19 protein-coding genes and 1 rRNA gene are annotated in these 21,164 nt (G+C 70.7%); 18 read left to right on the forward strand and 2 right to left on the reverse strand.

Annotated features, from left to right (window positions below; genetic code table 11):
• The first annotated feature begins 82 nt into the window (after nt 1-82).
• The 7 genes from rpmI to FHS44_RS19465 all read left to right on the forward strand — a co-directional run bounded on the left by rpmI (nt 83) and on the right by FHS44_RS19465 (nt 6,756).
• Nucleotides 83-277 (forward strand): 50S ribosomal protein L35, encoded by a 195-nt coding sequence (gene rpmI, locus FHS44_RS19435; RefSeq protein ID WP_184716514.1) that lies wholly within the window; start codon nt 83-85, stop codon nt 275-277.
• Nucleotides 278-301: 24 nt separating this feature from the next.
• Nucleotides 302-685 carry a 50S ribosomal protein L20 gene (gene rplT / locus FHS44_RS19440; RefSeq protein ID WP_184716516.1) on the forward strand — a complete coding sequence of 128 codons (384 nt, stop codon included), beginning with the start codon at nt 302-304 and terminating at the stop codon, nt 683-685.
• Between the two features lie 96 nt (nt 686-781).
• A complete protein-coding gene (locus FHS44_RS19445; RefSeq protein WP_184716518.1) occupies nt 782-1,597 on the forward strand; it encodes a TrmH family RNA methyltransferase in 816 nt (271 codons plus the stop codon).
• Between the two features lie 77 nt (nt 1,598-1,674).
• Nucleotides 1,675-2,757, forward strand: a complete 1,083-nt coding sequence (locus FHS44_RS19450) for a sensor histidine kinase (RefSeq protein ID WP_184716520.1) — start codon at nt 1,675-1,677, stop codon at nt 2,755-2,757.
• Nucleotides 2,758-2,887: 130 nt separating this feature from the next.
• On the forward strand, nt 2,888-3,928 hold the full coding sequence (gene pheS / locus FHS44_RS19455; RefSeq protein WP_246435735.1) for a phenylalanine--tRNA ligase subunit alpha: 1,041 nt from the start codon (nt 2,888-2,890) through the stop codon (nt 3,926-3,928).
• Complete coding sequence (gene pheT / locus FHS44_RS19460) at nt 3,928-6,444, forward strand: phenylalanine--tRNA ligase subunit beta (RefSeq protein ID WP_184716523.1); 2,517 nt, start codon at nt 3,928-3,930, stop codon at nt 6,442-6,444. The genes pheS and pheT overlap by 1 nt, the downstream gene beginning before the upstream one ends.
• Nucleotides 6,445-6,510: 66 nt before the next feature.
• The gene (locus FHS44_RS19465; RefSeq protein ID WP_184716525.1) at nt 6,511-6,756 is read left to right on the forward strand and encodes a hypothetical protein; all 246 of its coding nucleotides are present in this window, start codon (nt 6,511-6,513) and stop codon (nt 6,754-6,756) included.
• Here FHS44_RS19465 and FHS44_RS19470 read toward each other — a convergent pair whose 3' ends face one another.
• On the reverse strand, nt 6,757-8,061 hold the full coding sequence (locus FHS44_RS19470; RefSeq protein WP_312863726.1) for an MFS transporter: 1,305 nt from the start codon (nt 8,059-8,061) through the stop codon (nt 6,757-6,759).
• A 63-nt stretch (nt 8,062-8,124) separates the two neighbouring features.
• On the reverse strand, nt 8,125-9,786 hold the full coding sequence (locus FHS44_RS19475) for a class I adenylate-forming enzyme family protein (protein ID WP_184716527.1): 1,662 nt from the start codon (nt 9,784-9,786) through the stop codon (nt 8,125-8,127).
• Nucleotides 9,787-10,000: 214 nt separating this feature from the next.
• On the opposite strand from FHS44_RS19475, the gene argC reads away from it, so the two are divergent.
• The 11 genes from argC to FHS44_RS19530 form a co-directional block, all read left to right on the forward strand.
• On the forward strand, nt 10,001-11,023 hold the full coding sequence (argC, locus tag FHS44_RS19480; RefSeq protein WP_184716529.1) for an N-acetyl-gamma-glutamyl-phosphate reductase: 1,023 nt from the start codon (nt 10,001-10,003) through the stop codon (nt 11,021-11,023).
• Complete coding sequence (argJ, locus tag FHS44_RS19485; protein WP_184716531.1) at nt 11,020-12,174, forward strand: bifunctional glutamate N-acetyltransferase/amino-acid acetyltransferase ArgJ; 1,155 nt, start codon at nt 11,020-11,022, stop codon at nt 12,172-12,174. The genes argC and argJ overlap by 4 nt, the downstream gene beginning before the upstream one ends.
• The gene (gene argB, locus FHS44_RS19490) at nt 12,171-13,118 is read left to right on the forward strand and encodes an acetylglutamate kinase (RefSeq protein WP_184716533.1); all 948 of its coding nucleotides are present in this window, start codon (nt 12,171-12,173) and stop codon (nt 13,116-13,118) included. The genes argJ and argB overlap by 4 nt, the downstream gene beginning before the upstream one ends.
• Nucleotides 13,119-13,162: 44 nt before the next feature.
• On the forward strand, nt 13,163-14,311 hold the full coding sequence (locus tag FHS44_RS19495) for an acetylornithine transaminase (protein WP_184716699.1): 1,149 nt from the start codon (nt 13,163-13,165) through the stop codon (nt 14,309-14,311).
• The gene (gene argF, locus FHS44_RS19500; RefSeq protein ID WP_184716535.1) at nt 14,304-15,260 is read left to right on the forward strand and encodes an ornithine carbamoyltransferase; all 957 of its coding nucleotides are present in this window, start codon (nt 14,304-14,306) and stop codon (nt 15,258-15,260) included. Before FHS44_RS19495 ends, argF begins: the two co-directional genes overlap by 8 nt.
• Nucleotides 15,261-15,268: 8 nt before the next feature.
• Nucleotides 15,269-15,763, forward strand: coding sequence for an arginine repressor (locus FHS44_RS19505; protein WP_184716701.1), 495 nt, complete (start codon nt 15,269-15,271; stop codon nt 15,761-15,763).
• 66 nt (nt 15,764-15,829) lie between these two features.
• Nucleotides 15,830-17,029 (forward strand): argininosuccinate synthase, encoded by a 1,200-nt coding sequence (locus FHS44_RS19510; protein WP_184716537.1) that lies wholly within the window; start codon nt 15,830-15,832, stop codon nt 17,027-17,029.
• Nucleotides 17,030-17,071: 42 nt separating this feature from the next.
• Nucleotides 17,072-18,490 carry an argininosuccinate lyase gene (gene argH / locus FHS44_RS19515; RefSeq protein WP_312863727.1) on the forward strand — a complete coding sequence of 473 codons (1,419 nt, stop codon included), beginning with the start codon at nt 17,072-17,074 and terminating at the stop codon, nt 18,488-18,490.
• Entirely contained in the window at nt 18,472-19,089 is a 618-nt protein-coding gene (locus FHS44_RS19520) for a DNA-3-methyladenine glycosylase (protein ID WP_184716541.1), read from the forward strand. Before argH ends, FHS44_RS19520 begins: the two co-directional genes overlap by 19 nt.
• A gap of 92 nt (nt 19,090-19,181) precedes the next feature.
• The gene (tyrS, locus tag FHS44_RS19525; RefSeq protein WP_184716543.1) at nt 19,182-20,459 is read left to right on the forward strand and encodes a tyrosine--tRNA ligase; all 1,278 of its coding nucleotides are present in this window, start codon (nt 19,182-19,184) and stop codon (nt 20,457-20,459) included.
• Between the two features lie 646 nt (nt 20,460-21,105).
• A 16S ribosomal RNA gene (locus FHS44_RS19530) occupies nt 21,106-21,164 on the forward strand; the annotation flags it as partial.

The following is a 21,164-nucleotide window of genomic DNA, read 5'->3' on the forward strand; positions in this document are numbered from 1 at the left end:
GGTCCGGTCTCACAGTCAGGCATGCCCTTGGCTCGGGTTACCGGCCCGGGCCATCGGCACGATCGAGGGAGAGACGGCTGAGATGCCGAAGATGAAGACGCACAGTGGTGCGAAGAAGCGGTTCCGGCTCACCGGCTCAGGCAAGATCAAGCGCCGCCGCGCCAACCGCGCCCACTACAACGAGTGGAAGTCCTCCAAGCTGACGCGTCGTCTCAAGCCCGAGGTCGTGCTCTCTGACGCCGACGCCAAGAAGATCAAGAAGCTGCTCGCTAAGTAACGGCCCCCGGGGAGATAGATACACATGGCACGCGTGAAGCGGGCGATCAACGCCAAGAAGAAGCGCAAGGTCGTTCTCGAGCGGGCGAAGGGTTACCGGGGGCAGCGCTCCAGGCTGTACCGCAAGGCCAAGGAGCAGATGCTCCACTCGATGACCTACGCCTACCGCGACCGCAAGGACCGCAAGGGCACCTTCCGTCGTCTGTGGATCCAGCGCATCAATGCCGCTGCCCGTCAGAACGGCATCACCTACAACCGCCTCATCCAGGGACTGCGGCTGGCCTCCATCGAGGTCGACCGTAAGATCCTCGCCGACCTCGCGGTCAACGACGCCGCCACGTTCGCGACCCTGGTCGAAGCCGCCAGGAAGGCGCTTCCGGCCGACGTGAACGCGCCGGTCGCCGGCTGAGTCCGGCATCGGCGAACGCGCTGAAGAACACGCGGCCCACAGCGATCACGCTGTGGGCCGCATTCGCATTCTTGGAGACATTCGTGGGGAACGGGCATGGCGGGATCTGAGCTGACCAACACCAAGTCGCCGAGGGTCAAGGCGGCCAAGCGGCTGACCAAACGGGCCTTCAGGGACCGGGACCGGTCCTTTCTCGCGGAGGGGCCGCAGGCGGTCCGTGAGGCGCTGGCGCTCGACGGCGTCGTGACCGAGCTGTTCACCACAGCCGAGGCCGGGACCCGGCACGCCGACCTGGTCGCCACGGCCGTCTCCGCCGGGGTGCCCGTGCACCGGGCCAGCGGCGAGGTGATGGCCGAGCTGGCCCAGACCGTCACCCCGCAGGGCATCCTGGCGGTGTGCCGGTTCGTGCACGTCTCCCTGGAGAGCGCCGTCACCGAGCAGGCGCGGCTGGTCGCCGTGCTCGCCCACGTCCGTGACCCCGGCAACGCCGGGACCGTGCTGCGCACCGCCGACGCGGCAGGGGCCGACGCGGTGGTCTTCACCGACGCCTCCGTCGATCCCTACAACGGCAAGTGCGTGCGCGCCAGCGCGGGAAGCCTGTTCCACCTGCCCGTCGTCACCGGCGCCCCGGTGGCGCAGGCCGTGGACAGGCTCAGGGGGGTGGGCCTGCGGGTGTTCGCCGCCGACGGCGCGGGGACGCGGACGCTCGACGACGTGGACCTCTCGGGACCGGCCGCCTGGATCTTCGGCAACGAGGCGTGGGGACTGCCGGAGGAGATCCTCGGGCTTGCCGACGAGGTGGTCAGGGTGCCGATCTACGGCGGGGCGGAGAGCCTCAACCTCGCGACCGCCGCCGCGGTGTGTCTGTATGCCTCTGCCCGGTCTCAGCGTGTACGTCCCCTGAGCGGGTGACGCCCCCCGTCCCGAGGCTGCCGGAGGACCCGCGAAACCCGCTATTGTCGGCGTTGTAGCGTCGAGGAGGCGGGGTCGTGCACGGCGAACACACCGACGAGCGGAGCGCTGATTCCGCCTGTGTGATCGACGTCGACGACCTTCCCGACGGCCTCGTGGTGACCGACCGGGACGGCCACGTGCTGAGCGTCAACCGGGCGGCGACCCGCCTGACCGGGATCGCCGGGGACCAGGCGGTCGGGCGTCACGTGCGGGACGTGTTCTCCTTCCGCGACCACGACGGGCGCGACTGGTGGAAGTGGCTCGACACCTACGGCGGTCTCTCGACCCGCACCCGCCAGCCCGAACTGCCGCTGCGCACCCCCGGCGGCCAGGAGATGCACGTCGCGGCCCGCCTGGTGCGCAGGCCCGAGCGGGGCGGCGAGATCGTCCGCGTGGTGATCACGATGCGCGACGCGGGCGCCAGGGCCAGGATCGAACGCAGCCGCGCCGACCTGGTCTCGACAGTCGCCCATGAGCTGCGCTCCCCGCTGACCAGCGTCAAGGGGTTCACCGCGACCCTGCTCGCCAAGTGGACCCGCTTCACCGACGACCAGAAGCTGGTCATGCTGGAGACGGTCAACGCCGACGCGGACCGGGTCACCCGGCTGATCACCGAGTTGCTCGACGTGTCCCGCATCGAGTCGGGGCGCCTGGAGATCCACCGCCAGGTGGTCGACATCCCGGCCAGGGTCCAGAAGATCATCGACGGCAGGGTCGCCGCGGGGGAGCCCGAAGGACGCTTCCTGCTGCGGGTGCTGGGCGAACTCCCCGAGACCTGGCTCGACCAGGACAAGATCGACCAGGTGCTGGCAAACCTGATGGAAAACGCCGTGCGTCACGGACGCGGTACGGTGACAATAGTCGTCGAACCGAACCAGTGGGGAGTGACCGTGTCCGTCCGTGACCAGGGAGAGGGCATCCCGCCCGAGCTGGCCACGCGCGTGTTCCGGCAGTTCTGGCGGGGGAACGCCCGCCGCCGCGGCGGCACCGGTCTCGGTCTCTTCATCGTCAAGGGGCTCATCGAGGCCCACGGCGGCAGCATCTCCGTGCAGCGGGGGCCCGAGGGCGGGGCCGAGTTCCGATTTATGGTGCCCACCGGCACTCCTGACTTCGCCTGAGCGCGGATGCCAGCCCGGTGGGCTTCCCCGACTAGACTCATGGCCGCTCAAGCCCTGGATTCGGAGCTCTCTCTTGTCTAACTACGACCCGGTCGAGGTGACCCCGCTGCACGCCGACGAGGTGGCGCGCATGCAGGCGGAGGCGCTCGACGCCGTCAAGGCGGCGCGCGACCTCGACGAACTCAAGCAGGTACGGCTCGCGCACGCCGGTGACCGCTCGCCGATCGCCCTGGCCAACCGCGAGATCGGCGCGCTTCCACCCGCTGCCAGGTCCGAGGCGGGCAAGCGCATCGGCGGCGCGCGCAAGGCCGTCGCCGACGCCCTCACCGAGCGCCAGGCCCAGCTGGAGGCCGAGCGTGACGAGCGGGTCCTCATCGAGGAGACCGTCGACGTCACCCTGCCCTGGGACCGTACGGCCCGCGGCGCCCGCCACCCGCTGACCACCCTGCAGGAGCGCATCGCCGACGCCTTCGTCGGCATGGGCTACGAGGTCGCGGAGGGGCCCGAGCTGGAGGGCGAGTGGTTCAACTTCGACGCGCTGAACATCTCGCCCGACCACCCGGCGCGCTCCGAGCACGACACGTTCTTCGTCGAGTCCGTCGACTCGGGCAAGGTGCTGCGCACCCAGACCTCCCCCGTGCAGATCAGGGCGCTGCTGAGCCGTACGCTGCCGGTCTATGTGATCTCGCCGGGCAAGGTGTTCCGCACCGACGAGCTGGACGCCACCCACACCCCGGTCTTCCACCAGGTCGAGGGGCTCGCCGTTGACGAGGGCCTGACCATGGCCCACCTCAAGGGCACCCTGGACCGGTTCGCCGAGGTCATGTTCGGCGAAGGCATCACCACCAGGTTCAGGCCGAACTACTTCCCCTTCACCGAGCCCTCGGCCGAGATGGACCTGCGGTGCTTCGTGTGCCGGGGCGCCTCCGCGGTGCCGGGCAACCCGCACTGCCGTACGTGCAAGTCGGAGGGCTGGATCGAGTGGGGCGGCTGCGGGATGGTCAACCCGCGGGTGCTGGTCGCCTGCGGCGTCGACCCGTCCCGCTACAGCGGGTTCGCCTTCGGCATGGGCATCGAGCGCACGCTGATGTTCCGCCACAACGTCGAGGACATGCGTGACATGGTCGAGGGAGACGTGCGTTTCACGCTTCCGTTCGGGATGGAGGTCTGATGAAGGTCCCGCTTTCATGGCTGCGGGAGTACGTCGATCTCCCCGCCGCGACCGCGCACGAGATCGCCGACAGGCTCACCGCCGCCGGTCTCAAGCTGGAGGCCGCCACCTCCTACGGCCATGACGTCAAGAGCGTCGTGGTCGGCGAGGTGCTCGCCATCGAGGAGCTGCAGGGCTTCAAGAAGCCGATCCGGCACTGCCAGGTCGAGGTCGGCGAGGCCGCCCCGCGTGAGATCGTCTGCGGCGCGACCAACTTCGTCGTCGGCGACCGGGTGCCGGTCGTGCTGCCCGGTGGTGTGCTGCCCGGCGGTTTCGAGGTGGGCGCGCGCAAGACCTACGGGCGGATGTCCGAGGGCATGATCTGCTCCGAGCGCGAGCTCGGGCTGAGCGACGAGCACAACGGCATCATGGTGCTGCCCGAGGGCACGCCCATCGGCGCGGACGTGGCCGAGCTGCTCGGCCTGCGCGACGACGTGATCGAGCTGGAGATCACCCCGGACATCGGCTACGCGCTGTCGATCCGCGGCGTGGCCAGAGAGGCGGCCACGGCCTTCGGGGTAGCCTTCCTCGACCCGGCCGACGTCTCCCCGCCCGCCGAGGCGGCCCCGTCCTACCCGGCCTCGATCGCCGACGCGAGCGCGTGCGACCGGTTCGTGCTGCGGGAGATCCAGGGCTTCGACCCGGCGACGCCGAGCCCGCTGTGGATGCGCACGCGCCTGTCGCGCGCGGGCATGCGGCCGGTCTCGCTGGCCGTCGACGTCACCAACTACGTGATGCTCGAGCTGGGCCAGCCCCTGCACGCCTTCGACGCGACCCGGCTCGACGGCGAGATCGTCGTGCGCCGCGCCGAGCCCGGCGAGAAGCTGGAGACCCTCGACCACGCCGTGCGCACGCTCGACCCCGAGGACATCCTCATCACCGACAGCTCGGGCGCCATCTCGATGGCGGGCACCATGGGCGGGCTGAACACCGAGATCTCCGGCACCTCGACCGACATCGTGATCGAGGCGGCGCACTTCTCGGCCAGCGGCGTCGCGCGGATGTCCCGCCGTCACAACCTGGTCAGCGAGGCGTCCAAGCGCTTCGAGCGGGGTGTGGACCGGGAGCTTCCGCTGTACGCCTCCTGGCGCGCGGTCAGTCTGCTGGCCGAGCTGGGCGGCGGCGTGATCCAGCCCGGCGTGACCCACGCGGCGATCGAGACCGAGCCGGTCCAGATCTCCATCCCGAGCGGCTACCCCGGCCGAGTCGCGGGTGTCGTCTACGACCGTGAGACGGTGGTCCGCAACCTGGAGCAGGTCGGCTGCACGGTCGTGGAAGGCTCTGTCGAGCCCGCCGACGAACTGGCCGCCAAGCTGGCCGTCACCGGCGACGACATGCTGACCGTCACCCCGCCCTCGTGGCGGCCCGACCTGACCGACCCCAACGACCTCGCCGAGGAGGTCATCAGGATCGAGGGCTACGACAAACTGCCCTCGATCCTGCCCGGTGCCCCCGCGGGCGCGGGCCTGACCCCGGGCCAGCGGCTGCGTCGCCGTACGGGAAGGGCGCTGGCGGCCTCGGGCCACGTCGAGATCCTCGCCTACCCGTTCTTCGGTGAGCGCGACCTCGACAACCTGCAGCTGCCCGCCGACGACCCCCGTCGCCTGGCCGTACGGCTGGCGAACCCGCTCAGCGAGGACGAGCCGCTGCTGCGCACCACGCTGCTGCCCGGCCTGTTCAAGACGCTGGTCCGCAACGTGGGCCGGGGCTTCGGCGACGTGGCGCTGTTCGAGACGGGACTGGTCTACCGGCCGTCGGAGGGCGCGCCCGCGACCGCGCCGGTGCTCGGCGTGGACCGCAGGCCCGACGCCGGGGAGCTGGCCTCGATCGAGGCGGCGCTGCCCGCCCAGCCGCTGTGGGCCGGGGTCGTGCTCGCGGGCGAGGCCGAACGCTCGGGCTGGTGGGGCAAGGGCCGTCAGGCGAGCTGGGCCGACGCCGTCGAGGCCGCCCGCGTGGTGGCCCGCGAGGCGGGGGTCGTCCTCGATGTCCGCGCCGACCGGCACGAGCCCTGGCACCCTGGCCGCTGCGCCGCGCTGTACGTGGGGGACGTCCTCGTCGGCCACGCCGGTGAGCTGCACCCGCGCGTCATCGAGGCCTACGGCCTGCCGCCGCGCACCAGCGCGATGGAGATCGAGCTGACCCGCCTTGAGGAGCTGACGCCGGGGCCGGTGCAGGTCTCGTCCATCTCCGCCTACCCGATCGCCACCCAGGACGTCGCGCTCATCGTCGAGGCCGCCACCCCGGTGGCCGAGGTCGAGGCGGCGCTGCGCGAGGGGGCGGGCGAGCTGCTGGAGTCGATTCGGCTGTTCGACGTCTACACCGGCGCCCAGGTCGGCGAGGGCAGCAAGTCCCTGGCCTACTCCCTGCGGTTCAGGGCGGCCGACCGGACGCTGACCGTCGAGGAGACCACCGCGGCCCGTGACGCCGCCGTCGCCCTCGCGGGTGAGCGGACCGGCGCCCGGCTGCGCGGAGCCTGATCGGATGTACGGCCCCGGCCACCACGGAGGTTCGTGGCGGCCGGGGCCTTTCCATGGGAGGGACGGATGAGGCATCTGCTGGTGTTCGCCGAGCGCGCGGACGCCGAGGAGGTCGCCGACCTGGTGGGGGAGGAGTTCCCCCTGGTGGGGACGCCCTCCGTGGTGCGCGAGACGCTGGCCGGTGAGGACGACGCCGAGGACGCCCAGTGGCTCGTGGTTGTCGAGGACCCCGATAACACGCTGCGGGATGAGGCCGTGGCCCGGCTCGACGAGCTGGCCGAGGAGTACGACGGCTGGCGCGAGCGGGACTGATCAAGCCTCGGCGACTGCCGTACGGCGGGCACGTTCGCGCACGGCGTGCTCGTCGGTGCGGGCGTCGTAGTGCCGGAAGGCGGGCAGCAGCGCCGCCATCGCCGCGACCGCGCCGACGCACAGCAGCCCGCCGATCCCCATGGAGAAGCGGGTGCCACCGAGCTGGGCCATCAGGCCCGCCCGCGCGTTACCCAGCATCGGGCCGCTGGTGTAGGAGAGCAGTTCGATCCCGGCCAGGCGGCCCCGCAGCTCGTCGGGGATGGTCTGGTTCCAGATGGTCGAGCGGAAGATGCCGCTGATCATGTCGGCGGCCCCGGCCAGCGCCAGGAAGGCGAACACGCCCCAGACGGTCGGCATGAGGGCCGCCGCCGCGACCGCGACCCCCCAGACGGCCGCCGCGACGATGACGCCCAGGCCGTGCCGGTGGACCCGGGCCGTCCAGCCCGAGGTGGCGGAGGCGACCAGCGAGCCGACGGCGGTCGCGGAGAAGAGCAGGCCGATCGCCTGCGGGGAGCCCAGTTCACCGGCGAGGAAGGGATACAGGGCGGCGCAGGAGGCGAAGACCATCGCCGCGATGTCCACCAGGTAGGTGCCCATCAGGTCGCGGCGCCGTACGGCGTAGCGGACGCCCTCGACGAGCGCCGCGATCGAGGCCGGGGGAGCGTCCTCGGACTGCGCGGGCATCCTGACCATCCAGAGCAGGACCATGGAGAGCAGGAAGGTGACCACGTCGAGGCCGTAGGCCGCCGCGACGCCGAACACGGCGGCGATCAGGCCGCTGAGCGCGGGACCGACGATGGCGCCGAGGGTCCAGCGGAAGCCGGAGAGCGCGGCGGCGGCGCCGACCTGGTCATGCCTGACCACCCGGGGCATCAGCGCCTCCAGGCTGGGCCGCTGCAGGCTGCCCAGTCCCGCGCTGAGCGCCCCGACCACGTACAGCACCCAGATCTGCGGCTCGGGCAGCAGCGCGTTGACCGTCAGGGCGACGACCGTGACGCAGAGCCCGGCCTCCGTGTAGAGGATGATCTTGCGCCGGTCCAGCGCGTCGGCGATCGCGCCGCCCCACAGGCCGCACAGCACCATCGGCACGAACTCGGCCGCGCTGACCAGGCCGACCGCCACGTAGGAGTCGGTGAGCTGCTTCATCTGCAGCGGGAGCGCGACCAGGGTGAGGAAGGTGCCGAACATCGTGATCGCGCCCGAGGCGAACAGCAGCCGGAAGTCCCGTGAGTCGCGCAGCGGCCCCAGGTCCATTCCGATCCTGCGCAGCAGGCTCCCCGAGGAGCGATCAGGATTCTTCGGCACAAGGAGCTAGTTTTGACACCGGCCCTCACCGGCGCAAACGGTTTTTCACCCGTCGGAGGCGGGTCAGGAGCCGATGACCTCCCGGCGCAGGACCGTCTTGAGGACCTTGCCGCCGGGGTTGCGGGGCAGCTCACCCTCACGGACCCAGAACCGGACGGGGATCTTGAAGGCCGCGATCCGCTCGCGCAGGAAGGTCCGCAGCTCCTCCTCCGCCACGGGGGAGGCGAGCCGTACGACCGCGCCGACCTCCTCGCCCAGCTCCTCGTGCGGGATGCCGATCACCGCGGCGTCCTCGACCGCGGGGTGCTCGAACAGCGCCGCCTCGACCTCGGCGCAGTAGACGTTCTCCCCACCCCGGATGACCATGTCCTTGGCCCGGTCGACGACGTAGACGAAGCCCTCCTCGTCGACCCTGGCCAGGTCTCCGGTGCGCAGCCAGCCGTCCGCGAAGGCCTCCTCGGTCTCCCGGGGCCTGTTCCAGTAGCCGAGGATCACGTTCGGGCCGCGCAGGCGCAGCTCGCCGACCTCGCCGACCGGCAGCTCCTCACCCGTGGGGCCGGTGATGCGCACGTCAACGACCGGCATGGGAAGGCCGACGCTGTCGGGCCTGGCCAGATAGTCGGGGCCGCTGTTGCCGATGGCCAGCGCGGTGGTCTCCGTCATGCCGTACCCGTTGGTGGGGGAGCGGCTCGGCAGCAGCTCGGTGAGGCGTTCGAGCAGTCTCGGCGGGGCGGGGGCGCCGCCGTACCCGAGGGAGGTGAGGCTTGAGACGTCGGCGTCGGCCAGGCCCGGGTGGGACAGCAGCTGCCAGACGTTGGTCGGCACGCCGCTGAGGTTGGTGACGCGTTCCCGTTCGATGAGTTCGAGCGCGCGTCCGGCGTCCCAGCGGTGCATCAGCACCAGGCAGTCGCCGCCGAACATGGTGGTCGTCATCACCGCGAAGCAGCCGGTGGCGTGGAACAGGGGGACGGTCAGGAGCGTGACGCGGCGCCTTCCCGCCTTCCGCGCCGGGTCCCTGCCCGCCCTGACCATGCTGCGGGTCGTGTTGTAGGCCACGGTCATGGGGGACTGGCCCAGGTTGCGGTGGCTGCCGAGCGCGCCCTTCGGACGGCCGGTGGTGCCCGAGGTGTACAGGATGGTCGCGGGGTCCTCGGGGGAGAGGTGAACCGGTGGCGGTGTCGCGTCCGGCTCGACGGTGCCCAGCACCTCGTCGAAGGCGCGGGCGCCCGCGGGGACCTCGCCGCGCGCCACGATCATCGGGCACCCGGTCCCGGCGAGCGCCGCGGCGCGCTCACCGTCGGCGATCAGCACCCGCGCCCCCGAGTCCGCGAGGCCGAACTCCAGCTCCCTGGCGCTCCACCACGCGTTGAGGGGTACGGCGACGCCTCCCGCGGCCAGCGCCGCGGAGAAGGCGATCACCCATTCGGGGTAGTTGCGCATGGCGATGGCCACCCGGTCGCCCCGGGCCACGCCGTACTCCCCGGCCAGGCGCCCGGCCAGGGTGGCGGCGCGCAGGTAGTGCTCCTCGTAGGTGACGCGCTCGTCCTCGTAGACGAGGAAGACCCTGTCGCCGTGGCGTCTGGTGGCCTCAAGCAGCGCGCGGAAGTGGGCCGGGGCGTGCTTCCAGGTCCTGACCGGGCCGCAGGGACCGGGGACCTCCTCCATCTCGAAGAGCTGCCCCGGGGCGGTGAGCCGAGCCAGGACCTGGTCGTGAGGGACGGCCATGCGTTCGTACTCCCCAGAGATGAAGGGGCGGGAAACATCACGATACCGGGAGGGACCGGAGCGAACCTCCGTGCCGGAAACGCATGGGTTTTGTCACCTTTTGTGGACCAAAGGGTAGATTGTCTGATGCTTGCATGGCGATCCCTTGGCGTGCATAATCTTTCTAGTAAGTTCATGAGTAAAGATGCATGAATATGCAGTGCTTGGGGGGCGGATGAAAGCGGCAATCGCGGGTGCCAGCGGTTACGCCGGAGGCGAGATCCTGCGCCTGCTGCTGTCACACCCGGAGATCGAGATCGGCGCGGTGACCGCCGGATCGAACGCGGGCACCCTCCTGGGCGCCCACCAGCCGCACCTGGCCCCGCTGGCCGGCCGCACGCTCCTGGAGACGACCGACGAGACCCTTGGCGGCCACGACCTGGTCTTCCTCGCGCTGCCGCACGGCCAGTCCGCCGCCGTCGCCGAACGGCTCGGCGAGGACACCCTGGTGGTCGACTGCGGCGCAGACTTCCGCCTCACCGACCCCGCCGCCTGGGAGCACTTCTACGGAGGCGCCCACGCCGGTGCCTGGCCGTACGGCCTGCCCGAGCTGCCCGGCCAGCGCGACGGACTTCGCACCACGCGCAGGATCGCCGTCCCCGGGTGCTACCCGACGGCCGTCACACTGGCGATGTTCCCGGCCTTCGCCGCCGGTCTCGCCGAGCCCGACGTGGTCGTGGTCGCCGCCAGCGGCACGAGCGGGGCGGGCAAGTCCCTCAAGCCGAACCTCCTGGGCAGCGAGGTCATGGGCTCGGTCGGCGCCTACGGCGTCGGCGGCGTCCACCGGCACACCCCCGAGATGGAGCAGAACCTCTCCCCGCTGGCCGGGGCCCCGGTGAAGGTCTCCTTCACCCCGCTGCTCGCCCCCATGAGCCGTGGCATCCTCGCCACCTGCACGGCGCCCGCCAAGCCCGGCGTCACACCGGGGCTGCTGCGCGAGGCATACCAGGCCGCGACCAAGGACGAGCCGTTCCTGCGGCTGCTGCCCGAGGGTCAGTGGCCCACGACCTCGATGACCCTCGGCGCCAACACCGCCGCCCTCCAGGTCACCCTGGACGAGCGGGTCGGCCGCGTCGTCGCCGTCGTCGCCATCGACAACCTCACCAAGGGCACCGCGGGGGGCGCGATCCAGAGCGCCAACCTCGCACTCGGCCTGTCAGAAGAACTCGGCCTTCCTCTCAACGGAGTCGCCCCATGAGTGTGACCGCCCCCCTCGGATTCAGGGCAGCGGGCATCGCCGCAGGCATCAAGTCCGGTGACGCCCGAGACCTGGCACTGGTCGTCAACGACGGCCCCTCCCGCGCCGCGGCCGGTGTCTTCACGAGCAACCGCGTCAAGGCGGCGCCGGTCCTGTGGTCCCAGCAGGTGCTGGCCGGAGGCAGGGTCAGGGCCGTCGTGCTCAACTCGGGCGGCGCGAACGCCTGCACCGGCGCCCAGGGCTTCCAGGACACCCACGCGACCGCCGAGCGCGTCGCAGAGGAGCTCCAGGACTCCGCGGGGGAGATCGCGGTCTGCTCGACAGGCCTGATCGGTGAGCGGCTGCCGATGGACGCCCTGCTCGGCGGGGTCGCCACCGTGGTCTCCCAGGCCAGCAGGGACGGCGGCCTGGCCGCGGCCGACGCCATCCGCACCACGGACACCGTCTCCAAGATCTCCTTCCGCAGGGGCGAGGGTGGCTACATGGTCGGCGGCATGGCCAAGGGCGCGGGCATGCTCGCTCCCGGCCTGGCCACCATGCTCTGCGTGATCACCACCGACGCCGACCTGCCCGCCGAGCAGCTCCAGACCGCGCTGCGCGAGGCGACCAGGGTCACCTTCGACCGGCTCGACGCCGACGGCTGCATGTCCACCAACGACACCGTCCTGCTGCTGGCCAGCGGTGCCTCCGGCGTCACCCCCGACCTCGCCGAGTTCGGACAGGTCGTCAGGGCCGTCTGCGCCGACCTGGCCCGCCAGCTCCTGGTGGACGCCGAGGGCGCGACCAAGGCGATCGCCATCGAGGTCATCGGCGCGGCCTCCGAGGAGGACGCCGTCGTCGTCGGCCGCGCCGTCTCCCGCTCCAACCTGTTCAAGTGCGCCATCTACGGCGAGGACCCCAACTGGGGCCGGGTGCTGTCCGCGGTCGGCACGACCGACGCCGTCTTCGAGTCGGAGCGGCTCAACGTGGCCATCAACGGCGTGTGGATCTGCCGTGGCGGCGCCGCGGGCGACGACCGCTCCAAGGTGGACCTGCGCCCCCGCGACGTGACGATCACCGTCGACCTGTCGGCGGGCCCGCACACCGCGACGATCCACACCACCGACCTCACCGTGGCCTACGTCCACGAGAACTCGGCCTACTCGTCATGACGTCCAGGGTCCAGGCCGCCCTGGCCAAGGCGCACACGCTGATCGAGGCGCTGCCCTGGCTCGCCCGTTTCCAGGGCGCGACCGTCGTCATCAAGTACGGCGGCAACGCCATGACCGAGGAGCACCTGAGGGAGAAGTTCGCCGACGACGTCGTCTTCCTGCGCTACGCCGGTCTCCGGCCGGTGATCGTGCACGGCGGCGGCCCCCAGATCAACGCCCAGCTCGACCGGCTCGGCATCGAGTCCACCTTCACCGCGGGCCTGCGGGTCACCACCCCCGAGGCCATGCAGGTCGTCAGGATGGTCCTGGTCGGCCAGGTCAACCGCGACGTCGTCGGCCTGATCAACCGGCACGGGCCGCTCGCGATCGGCATGTCCGGCGAGGACGCCCACCTGTTCACCGCGGTCCGCAAGCACGCCGTCGTGGACGGCGTCACGGTGGACATCGGCCAGGTCGGCGACATCGTCGAGGTCGAGGCCGGGGCGGTCAGGGCGCTGCTCGACGACGGGCGCATCCCCGTCGTCTCCTCCATCGCGCGCAGCGAGGACGGCACCGTCTACAACGTCAACGCCGACACCGCGGCCGCCGCCCTCGCCGTGGCGCTCGGCGCCTCCAAGCTGATCGTCCTGACCGACGTCGAGGGCCTCTACCGCGACTGGCGCCCCGACGCCGCCGACGGCGAGAACGAGGTCATCAGGCGGCTGACGGCGACCGACCTCGCCAAGCTCCTGCCCGGCCTGTCCAGCGGCATGGTGCCCAAGATGGAGGCCTGCCTGAACGCGGTCCGCGGCGGCGTGCCCCAGGCGCACGTGCTCGACGGCAGGGTGCCCCACTCGGTGCTGCTGGAGATCTTCACCGACGAGGGCGTCGGCACCATGGTCCTGCCGGACACGGCCGCACGGCGGGCGAGCACCACCAACGAGCTGAACGGGAGTGACACGTGAGCAACAAGTCGGAAGCGCTCAGCAGGCGTTTCGAGGCCGCCTTCATGCCCAACTACGGCGTGCCCCCGGTGGCGCTGGCGCGCGGCGAGGGCTCACGGGTCTGGGACGTCGACGGCGCCGAGTACCTCGACCTGATCGGCGGCATCGCGGTCAGCTCCCTGGGACACGCCCACCCCGCGCTGGTCGAGGCAGTCTCCCGGCAGGTCGCCACGCTCGCCCACACCAGCAACCTGTTCCTGCACGAGCCCGAGGTGCTGCTCGCCGAACGGCTCATCGGCCTGCTCGGCGCCCCCGCCAGGGTGTTCCTCACCAGCTCGGGCACCGAGGCGAACGAGGCCGCCCTCAAACTCGCCATCAAGTACGGCAAGGCCAACGGCCGCCCCTACGTCGTGGCCGCGGAGAACGGCTTCCACGGCCGCTCCCTGGGCGCGCTCTCCCTGACCGGCAAGGCCTCCATCCGCGACCAGTTCGGGCCGTTCCCGGCTGATGTCCGCTTCGTCCCGTACGGCGACGCCGACGCGCTGAAGAACGCCGTCACCGCCGAGTGCGCCGCCGTCTTCCTCGAACCCACCCAGGGCGAGGCCGGGGTCGTCCCGCCCCCCGACGGCTACCTCAGGGCCGTCAGGGAGATCTGCGACACCACCGGCGCGCTCCTGGTCACCGACGAGATCCAGTCGGCCATCGGCCGTACCGGACACTGGTTCGCCCACCAGCACGACGGCGTCCTGCCCGACGTCCTGACCCTGGCCAAGGGCCTCGGCGGAGGCCTGCCGATCGGCGCCTGCGTCGGCTTCGGAGACGCCGGGACACTCTTCGCCAAGGGCGACCACGGCTCGACCTTCGGCGGCAACCCCGTCTCGGCCGCCGCCGCGCTGGCCGTACTGGACACCATCGAAAGCCAGGGCCTGCTCGAACACGTCAAGACCGTCGGGACGCTCCTGGCCGAGGGCATCGCCTCCGTCGAGCACCCCCTGCTCAAGGGCGTCAGGGGCCGCGGCCTGTGGCTGGCCGTCGTCCTCACCGCCGAGCGCGCCGCCCGTTTCCAGACGGCCGCCCAGCACGCGGGCTTCCTGGTCAACGCGGTCCAGCCCGACGCCGTACGGCTCGCGCCCCCGCTCGTGATCACCGCCGAGCAGGTCACCTCCTTCGTGACCGCGCTCCCGGCCCTGCTCGACGAGGCCTCCCATGACTGAGCGGACCAGGCACTTCCTGCGTGACGACGACCTCTCGCCCGCCGAGCAGGCCGAGGTGCTCGACCTGGCCACGGCCATGAAGAAGGACCGGTACGGCTACCGCCCCTTCGAGGGCCCGCAGACGGTCGCCGTGCTCTTCGACAAGCCCTCGACCCGCACCCGGATCTCCTTCGCCGTCGGCATCGGCGAACTGGGCGGCCTGCCCCTCATCCTCGACGCCGGGTCCTCGCAGATGGGCAGGGGCGAGTCCATCGAGGACACCGCCAAGGTCCTGGAACGCCAGACGAGCGCCATCGTGTGGCGCACCTCGGGCCAGGAGAGGGTCGAGGCCATGGCCTCGGCCTCCTCGGTGCCGGTGGTCAACGCCCTGACCGACGAGTTCCACCCCTGCCAGATCCTCGCCGACCTGCAGACGGTCAGGGAGCACTTCGGCTCGGCGGCCGGGCTCACCCTGACCTACCTCGGGGACGGCGCCAACAACATGGCCCACTCCTACCTGCTCGGCGGCGCCCTGGCGGGCATGCACGTGCGGATCGCCGCTCCGGCCGGATATCAGCCGGACCCGGCGATCCTGCGCAGGGCCGGGGAGATCGCCGCCGGCACCGGAGGCTCGGTCGCCGTGCTGCCGGACGCCGGGACGGCCGTGGCGGACGCCGACGTCGTCGCGACCGACACCTGGGTCTCGATGGGCCAGGAGGACAGGGAACGGCGGATCGCCGACCTGACGCCCTTCCAGGTCAACGCCGAACTGATGGACCGGGCGGCCAAAGGCGCGATCGTCCTGCACTGCCTGCCCGCCTACCGGGGCCTTGAGATCTCCGCCGACGTGCTCGACGGCCCGCGGAGCCTGGTGTGGGACCAGGCGGAGAACCGCCTGCACGCCCAGAAGGCGCTGCTGCACTGGCTGGCCACGCGGCCGGGGCAGGAAAAGGGAGGGCAGGCGCCGTGACGATCCCCATGACCAAGGTGGCCCGCCAGGCGCGAATCGCCGAGCTCCTGGCGCGGCAGCCGGTCCGCTCCCAGCCTGACCTGGCTAAGCTTCTGTTGGAGAGCGGGGTGGAGGTCACCCAGGCCACCCTCTCCCGCGACCTGGACGAACTCGGGGCGCTCAAGCTGCGTGCCGAGGACGGCTCCCTGGTCTACGCCCTGCCGGGCGAGGGAGGCGGAAGGATCCCGCCGGCCAGGCTCGGCGGAGGTGAGACCCCGGCGGCCCGGCTGAGCCGGATCGCCGAGGAACTGCTCGTCTCGGCGGACGCGTCCGCCAACCTGGTGATCGTGCGCACCCCGCCGGGCGCCGCACAGTTCCTCGCGTCCGCCATCGACCACGCCGGCTGGAAGTCCATCCTCGGCACGGTGGCCGGAGACGACACGATCCTCGTCATCAGCCGCGACCCGATGGGCGGGGAGGCGGTCGCCGAGGCCCTGCTGAGGCACGCCGACCGACGTATGTAGCCCGCTCACGCGGGCCGCCCCAGCTCGAACCAGAACCACCTGCACAAGACTTTGGAGAAACTGATCATGACTGACCGGGTCGTACTCGCCTTCTCCGGCGGCCTCGACACCTCCGTCGCCATCCCGTTCCTCGCGGAGAAGACCGGAGCCGAGGTGATCGCCGTGGCCATCGACGTCGGCCAGGACGGCGAGGACATGGAGGTCATCCGCAAGCGGGCCATCGACTGCGGCGCTGCCGAGTCCGTCGTCGTCGACGCCCGCGAGGAGTTCGCCACCGACTTCTGCGTTCCCGCCCTGCAGGCGAACGCGCTCTACATGGACCGCTACCCGCTGGTCTCCGCGCTGTCCAGGCCGCTGATCGTCAAGCACCTGGCCGCCGCCGCCAAGCAGTTCGGCGGCACCCACGTCGCCCACGGCTGCACCGGCAAGGGCAACGACCAGGTCCGCTTCGAGGCCGGCCTCGCGGCGCTCTTCCCCGAGCTGAAGGTCATCGCCCCCGCCCGCGACTACGCGTGGACCAGGGACAAGGCGATCGCCTACGCCGAGGAGAAGAACCTCCCGATCGAGACCAGCAAGAAGAACCCCTACTCGATCGACCAGAACATCTGGGGCAGGGCCGTGGAGACCGGCTTCCTGGAGGACATCTGGAACGGCCCCGTCGAGGACGTCTACTCCTACACCGCCGACCCGGCCCAGCCGCGTGAGGCCGACGAGGTCATCATCAGCTTCGTCAAGGGCGTCCCGGTCGCGCTCGACGGGCGTCACCTGACCCCGTTCCAGATCATCTCCGAGCTCAACCAGCGCGCGGGCGCCCAGGGCGTCGGCAGGCTCGACATGGTCGAGGACAGGCTCGTCGGCATCAAGTCCCGCGAGGTCTACGAGGCGCCGGGCGCCATCGCGCTGATCACCGCGCACATGGAGCTGGAGAACGTCACCGTCGAGCGTGACCTGGCCAGGTTCAAGCGCTCCGTGGACCAGCGCTGGGGCGAGCTGGTCTACGACGGCCTGTGGTTCTCCCCGCTGAAGAAGGCCCTGGACGTCTTCATCGCCGAGGCCCAGCAGCACGTCACCGGTGAGATCCGGATGGTCCTGCACGGCGGCCGGGCCACCGTGACCGGCAGGCGCTCCGAGGCCTCGCTGTACGACTTCAACCTCGCCACCTACGACACCGGCGACACCTTCGACCAGTCCCTGGCCAAGGGCTTCGTCGAGCTGTGGAGCCTTCCTTCCAAGATCGCGTCGGCGCGGGACGCCCGGCTGGCCTGATTGGGCTAAGGTCGCGGATTGGAAATGGGGAGGAGAACAACGGTGACTGATGGTGGTAAGCCGATGCGGCTGTGGGGCGGCCGGTTCGAGGGAGGTCCGGCCGACGCGCTGACCAGGCTCTCGGTGAGCGTGCACTTCGACTGGCGGCTCGTGCCGTACGACCTGCTGGCCTCGCGCGCGCACGCCCGGGTGCTGCACCGCGCGGGCCTGCTCACCGAGGACGAGCTGGGACGCATGATCGGCGCTCTGGACGACCTTGAGCGGGCCTGCAAGGCGGGCGAGTTCCGGCCGACCGTGGCCGACGAGGACGTCCACACCGCGCTTGAGCGCGGCCTGCTGGAGCGCCTTGGCACGCTCGGCGGCAAGCTCCGCGCGGGCCGCAGCCGCAACGACCAGATCGCCACCGATCTCCGCCTCTACCTCCGCGACCACGTCAGGCACATCGTGTCCCGGCTGGTGGAGCTGGAGACCGCGCTGATGAGCCAGGCCGAGCAGCACGCCGAGACGGCGGCTCCCGGCATGACCCACCTGCAGCACGCGCAGCCGGTCTCCTTCGGCCACCAGCTCCTGGCCCACGTCCACGCCTTCGCCCGCGACATCGACAGGCTGCGCGACTGGGACAGGCGGGCCTCCGTCTCCCCGCTCGGCTCGGGCGCGCTCGCGGGCTCGTCCCTGCCACTCGACCCGCAGGCCGTGGCCAGGGAGCTCGGCTTCGACTCCGCGGCGCCCAACTCGATGGACGCCGTGGCCGACCGTGACTTCGCCGCGGAGTTCCTGTTCGACGCGGCGATGATCGGCGTGCACCTGTCGCGGCTCGGCGAGGAGATCGTCCTGTGGGCCTCGCAGGAGTTCCGCTGGATCGAGATGGACGACGCCTACTCGACCGGCTCGTCGATCATGCCGCAGAAGAAGAACCCCGACGTCGCCGAGCTGGCCAGGGGCAAGAGCGGTCGTCTCATCGGCAACCTCATGTCGCTGCTGACGACGCTCAAGGGCCTGCCGCTGACCTACAACCGCGACCTGCAGGAGGACAAGGAGCCGGTCTTCGACTCCGTTGACACCCTGCTGCTGGTCCTGCCCGCGATGGCCGGTCTGGTCTCCACCATGCGCGTCAACACCGCCAAGCTGGAGTCCTCGGCCCCCGACGGGTTCGCCCTGGCGACGGACCTGGCCGAGCTGCTGGTGCGCAGGGGCGTCGCCTTCAGGGACGCGCACGAGGCCGTCGGTCACCTGGTCGTCTGGTGCCAGGTCAACGACAAGGACTTCGACCAGCTCACCGACGAGGAACTGCTCAAGGTCTCGCCGCACTTCACCCCCGACACCCGCGAGGTGCTCTCGGTGCCGGGCGCGCTCGCGGCCCGCAAGGCCCACGGAGGCACGGCCCCCGACCGGGTGCGCGACCAGCTTCTCGACCTGCGAGAGACCGTCGACGGTCAGGCGGCGTGGGCGAGCGGCAACTGACCCGCGACTTCTTCGACAGGCCGGGACCCGAGGTCGCCCCCGACCTGCTGGGCCGTGTGATCGCATACGGCCCCGTCGCCGTCCGTCTCACCGAGGTCGAGGCGTACGGCGTGCCCGGCCAGGACCCGGCCTCCCACACCTTCCGTGGCAGGACGGCGCGCAACGCGGTGATGTTCGGGCCCCCGGGGCACCTGTACGTCTACTTCACCTACGGCATGCATTTTTGCGCCAACCTGGTCTGCCTGCCGGAGGGGATCGGCTCGGGCGTGCTGCTGCGGGCCGGTGAGGTGGTCGCCGGGGCCGAGATCGCCACGGCGCGCAGGGCGGCGGGCGCGAGCCGTACGGTCCCCGGGCGTGACCTCGCCCGCGGGCCCGCGCGTCTGGCGGTCGCGCTCGGGTTCACCCGGGAGCACAACGGGCTCGACGCCTGCCCGCCGGGACCGGTCACCGTCCTTGAGGGGGAGCCCGCCAAGCCCGACCTGATCCGTTCCGGGCCGCGCACCGGTGTCTCGACGGGCCGGGACACCCCCTGGCGTTTCTGGATCGACGGCGACCGTACGGTCTCTCCCTACCGGCCGCACGTTCCGCGGCGTCGGTAGGGGTTCGCTACCAAGTGGCGAAGTGGTGTGGAGATCGGGCAGGCTGTAGGCGAAGCCGTACCTGACCTTTCGAGCATTGGAAAGCAAAGATCGTGACCGAGATTCTGGATGACCTCGCCTGGCGCGGCCTGATCGCGCAGTCCACCGACATCGACGCCCTGCGCGCGGCGATGGCCGAGGGTCCGATCACGGTCTATTGCGGCTTCGACCCGACCGCGCCCTCCCTGCACGTCGGCAACCTGGTCCCGCTGCTGACCCTCACCCGCCTGCAGCGGGCAGGGCACCGGATCATCGGCCTGGTCGGCGGCGCGACGGGCCTCATCGGCGACCCGAGCGGCCGGAGCACCGAGCGGTCGCTCAACTCCTCCGAGGTCGTCGCCGAATGGGTCGCACGGATCCGGGTCCAACTGGAGAAGTTCCTCGACTTCTCCGAGTTCTCCGAGAAGAGCGGCGGCCTGCTGGTCAGCAACCTCGACTGGACCGAGGGCATGTCCGCGATCGACTTCCTGCGCGACGTCGGCAAGCACTTTCCGGTCAACCGGATGCTGGCCCGCGAGTCGGTCTCGGCCCGCCTGGGCGGTGACGGGCTCAGCTACACCGAGTTCAGCTACCAGATCCTGCAGGCCAACGACTACCTGGAGCTGAACAGGCGCTACGGCTGCACGCTGCAGATCGGCGGCAGCGACCAGTGGGGCAACATCACCGCGGGCACCGACCTGATCCGCAGGGTGACCGGTGGCCACGTGCACGCGCTGACCGTGCCGCTGATCACCAAGGCCGACGGGACCAAGTTCGGCAAGACGGCCGGTGGCGCGGTGTGGCTCAACCCGGAGATGACCTCGCCGTACGCCTTCTACCAGTTCTGGCTGAACGCCGACGACCGCGACGTGGTGAAGTTCCTCAAGATCTACAGCTTCAGGTCCCGTGAGGAGATCGAGGAGCTGGAGAAGGCGTCCGCGGCGCGGCCCGCGGCCCGGGAGGCCCAGCGCGCGCTCGCCGAGGAGTTCACCACGCTGCTGCACGGCGCTGACGAGTGCGCCGCCGTGATCGCGGCCTCCGCGGCCCTGTTCGGTCAGGGATCGCTGGAGGAACTGCCCGCGCGGACGCTGGGGGAGGCCCTGGAGGAGGTGCCGCGTGCCGAGATCTCCGAGTTGGGCGCCTCCTACGTCGACCTGCTCGCGCAGAGCGGGCTGGTCGAGTCGAAGTCCGCGGCCCGCAGGGCGGTCAAGGAGGGCGGCGCCTACCTCAACAACGTGAAGGTCACCGACGAGGCCTACGTGCCCACGGCCGAGGACCTGCTGCACGGGCGGTTCCTGGTGTTGCGGCGCGGCAAGCGCTCCGTCGGGGGCGTCGAGCTGCTTGGTGCCTGACGCTTCTGCGGGTCTGTGATGGATGCCTCGGTGACAACACCGGGGCATCCGTTGTTTAGAACGGTAACGTTTGGGTAGCGAAGGTCACCCGTTCTCGTATGGATCTACGCTGACCTGCGGTTTCCTCGGATGGGCCTGATTTGACGGGCCTCGGGGGCCCGCCTAGAGTTTCCAGTGCCCCGGAGCGAGCCGGACGCCTGATGCGCGGACGGGCCCCAGGGCGAACCCCTCTCGACGAACCTCGGTGTTCGGATCATGTGCTGTCCGGCCGGAAAACGGCTGGTTTGACACGGTCTGAGTGTCTAGGTAAGTTTGGAGGGTTGCTCCGGAGACGGGGCAGCGAGATCCTAGCGGGTCTGGTGGGTTGGTGTCGAGGGGCCGCGAACGCGGCGGTTTGACACGGGCCAGCCGGAAATGGTAGGATGGAGATGCGGAAGTTGCGCCCCTGAAGTGCTCAACCGAGTGGTTGGGTGGCCGACGGTGTACGCGTCCGTTTCTTGAGAACTCAACAGTGTGCTAAAAGCCAGTGCATGAAGCACAAACCCGTCCCACACACTTCAGGTGTGGGGATGGATTCCTTTGGTTGATACACCTCCTCGATGTGTTCGAGGTGGGTGCTTTCAGCCGGGGTTGACTCGAAAAGCATTGTTTGGAGAGTTTGATCCTGGCTCAGGACGAACGCTGGCGGCGTGCTTAACACATGCA

Origin of the sequence: Streptosporangium saharense (assembly GCF_014203715.1) — a bacterium.
Taxonomy (GTDB): domain Bacteria; phylum Actinomycetota; class Actinomycetes; order Streptosporangiales; family Streptosporangiaceae; genus Streptosporangium; species Streptosporangium saharense.

What these genes read in the sequence shown, in the direction of transcription:
- rpmI (WP_184716514.1), top strand. Translation starts at nt 83, where the DNA reads ATGCCGAAGATGAAGACGCACAGTGGTGCGAAGAAGCGGTTCCGGCTC.
- rplT (WP_184716516.1), top strand. Translation starts at nt 302, where the DNA reads ATGGCACGCGTGAAGCGGGCGATCAACGCCAAGAAGAAGCGCAAGGTC.
- FHS44_RS19445 (WP_184716518.1), top strand. Translation starts at nt 782, where the DNA reads ATGGCGGGATCTGAGCTGACCAACACCAAGTCGCCGAGGGTCAAGGCG.
- pheS (WP_246435735.1), top strand. Translation starts at nt 2,888, where the DNA reads ATGCAGGCGGAGGCGCTCGACGCCGTCAAGGCGGCGCGCGACCTCGAC.
- pheT (WP_184716523.1), top strand. Translation starts at nt 3,928, where the DNA reads ATGAAGGTCCCGCTTTCATGGCTGCGGGAGTACGTCGATCTCCCCGCC.
- FHS44_RS19465 (WP_184716525.1), top strand. Translation starts at nt 6,511, where the DNA reads ATGAGGCATCTGCTGGTGTTCGCCGAGCGCGCGGACGCCGAGGAGGTC.
- FHS44_RS19475 (WP_184716527.1), bottom strand. Translation starts at nt 9,786, where the DNA reads ATGGCCGTCCCTCACGACCAGGTCCTGGCTCGGCTCACCGCCCCGGGG.
- argC (WP_184716529.1), top strand. Translation starts at nt 10,001, where the DNA reads ATGAAAGCGGCAATCGCGGGTGCCAGCGGTTACGCCGGAGGCGAGATC.
- argJ (WP_184716531.1), top strand. Translation starts at nt 11,020, where the DNA reads ATGAGTGTGACCGCCCCCCTCGGATTCAGGGCAGCGGGCATCGCCGCA.
- argB (WP_184716533.1), top strand. Translation starts at nt 12,171, where the DNA reads ATGACGTCCAGGGTCCAGGCCGCCCTGGCCAAGGCGCACACGCTGATC.
- FHS44_RS19495 (WP_184716699.1), top strand. Translation starts at nt 13,163, where the DNA reads ATGCCCAACTACGGCGTGCCCCCGGTGGCGCTGGCGCGCGGCGAGGGC.
- argF (WP_184716535.1), top strand. Translation starts at nt 14,304, where the DNA reads ATGACTGAGCGGACCAGGCACTTCCTGCGTGACGACGACCTCTCGCCC.
- FHS44_RS19505 (WP_184716701.1), top strand. Translation starts at nt 15,269, where the DNA reads ATGACCAAGGTGGCCCGCCAGGCGCGAATCGCCGAGCTCCTGGCGCGG.
- FHS44_RS19510 (WP_184716537.1), top strand. Translation starts at nt 15,830, where the DNA reads ATGACTGACCGGGTCGTACTCGCCTTCTCCGGCGGCCTCGACACCTCC.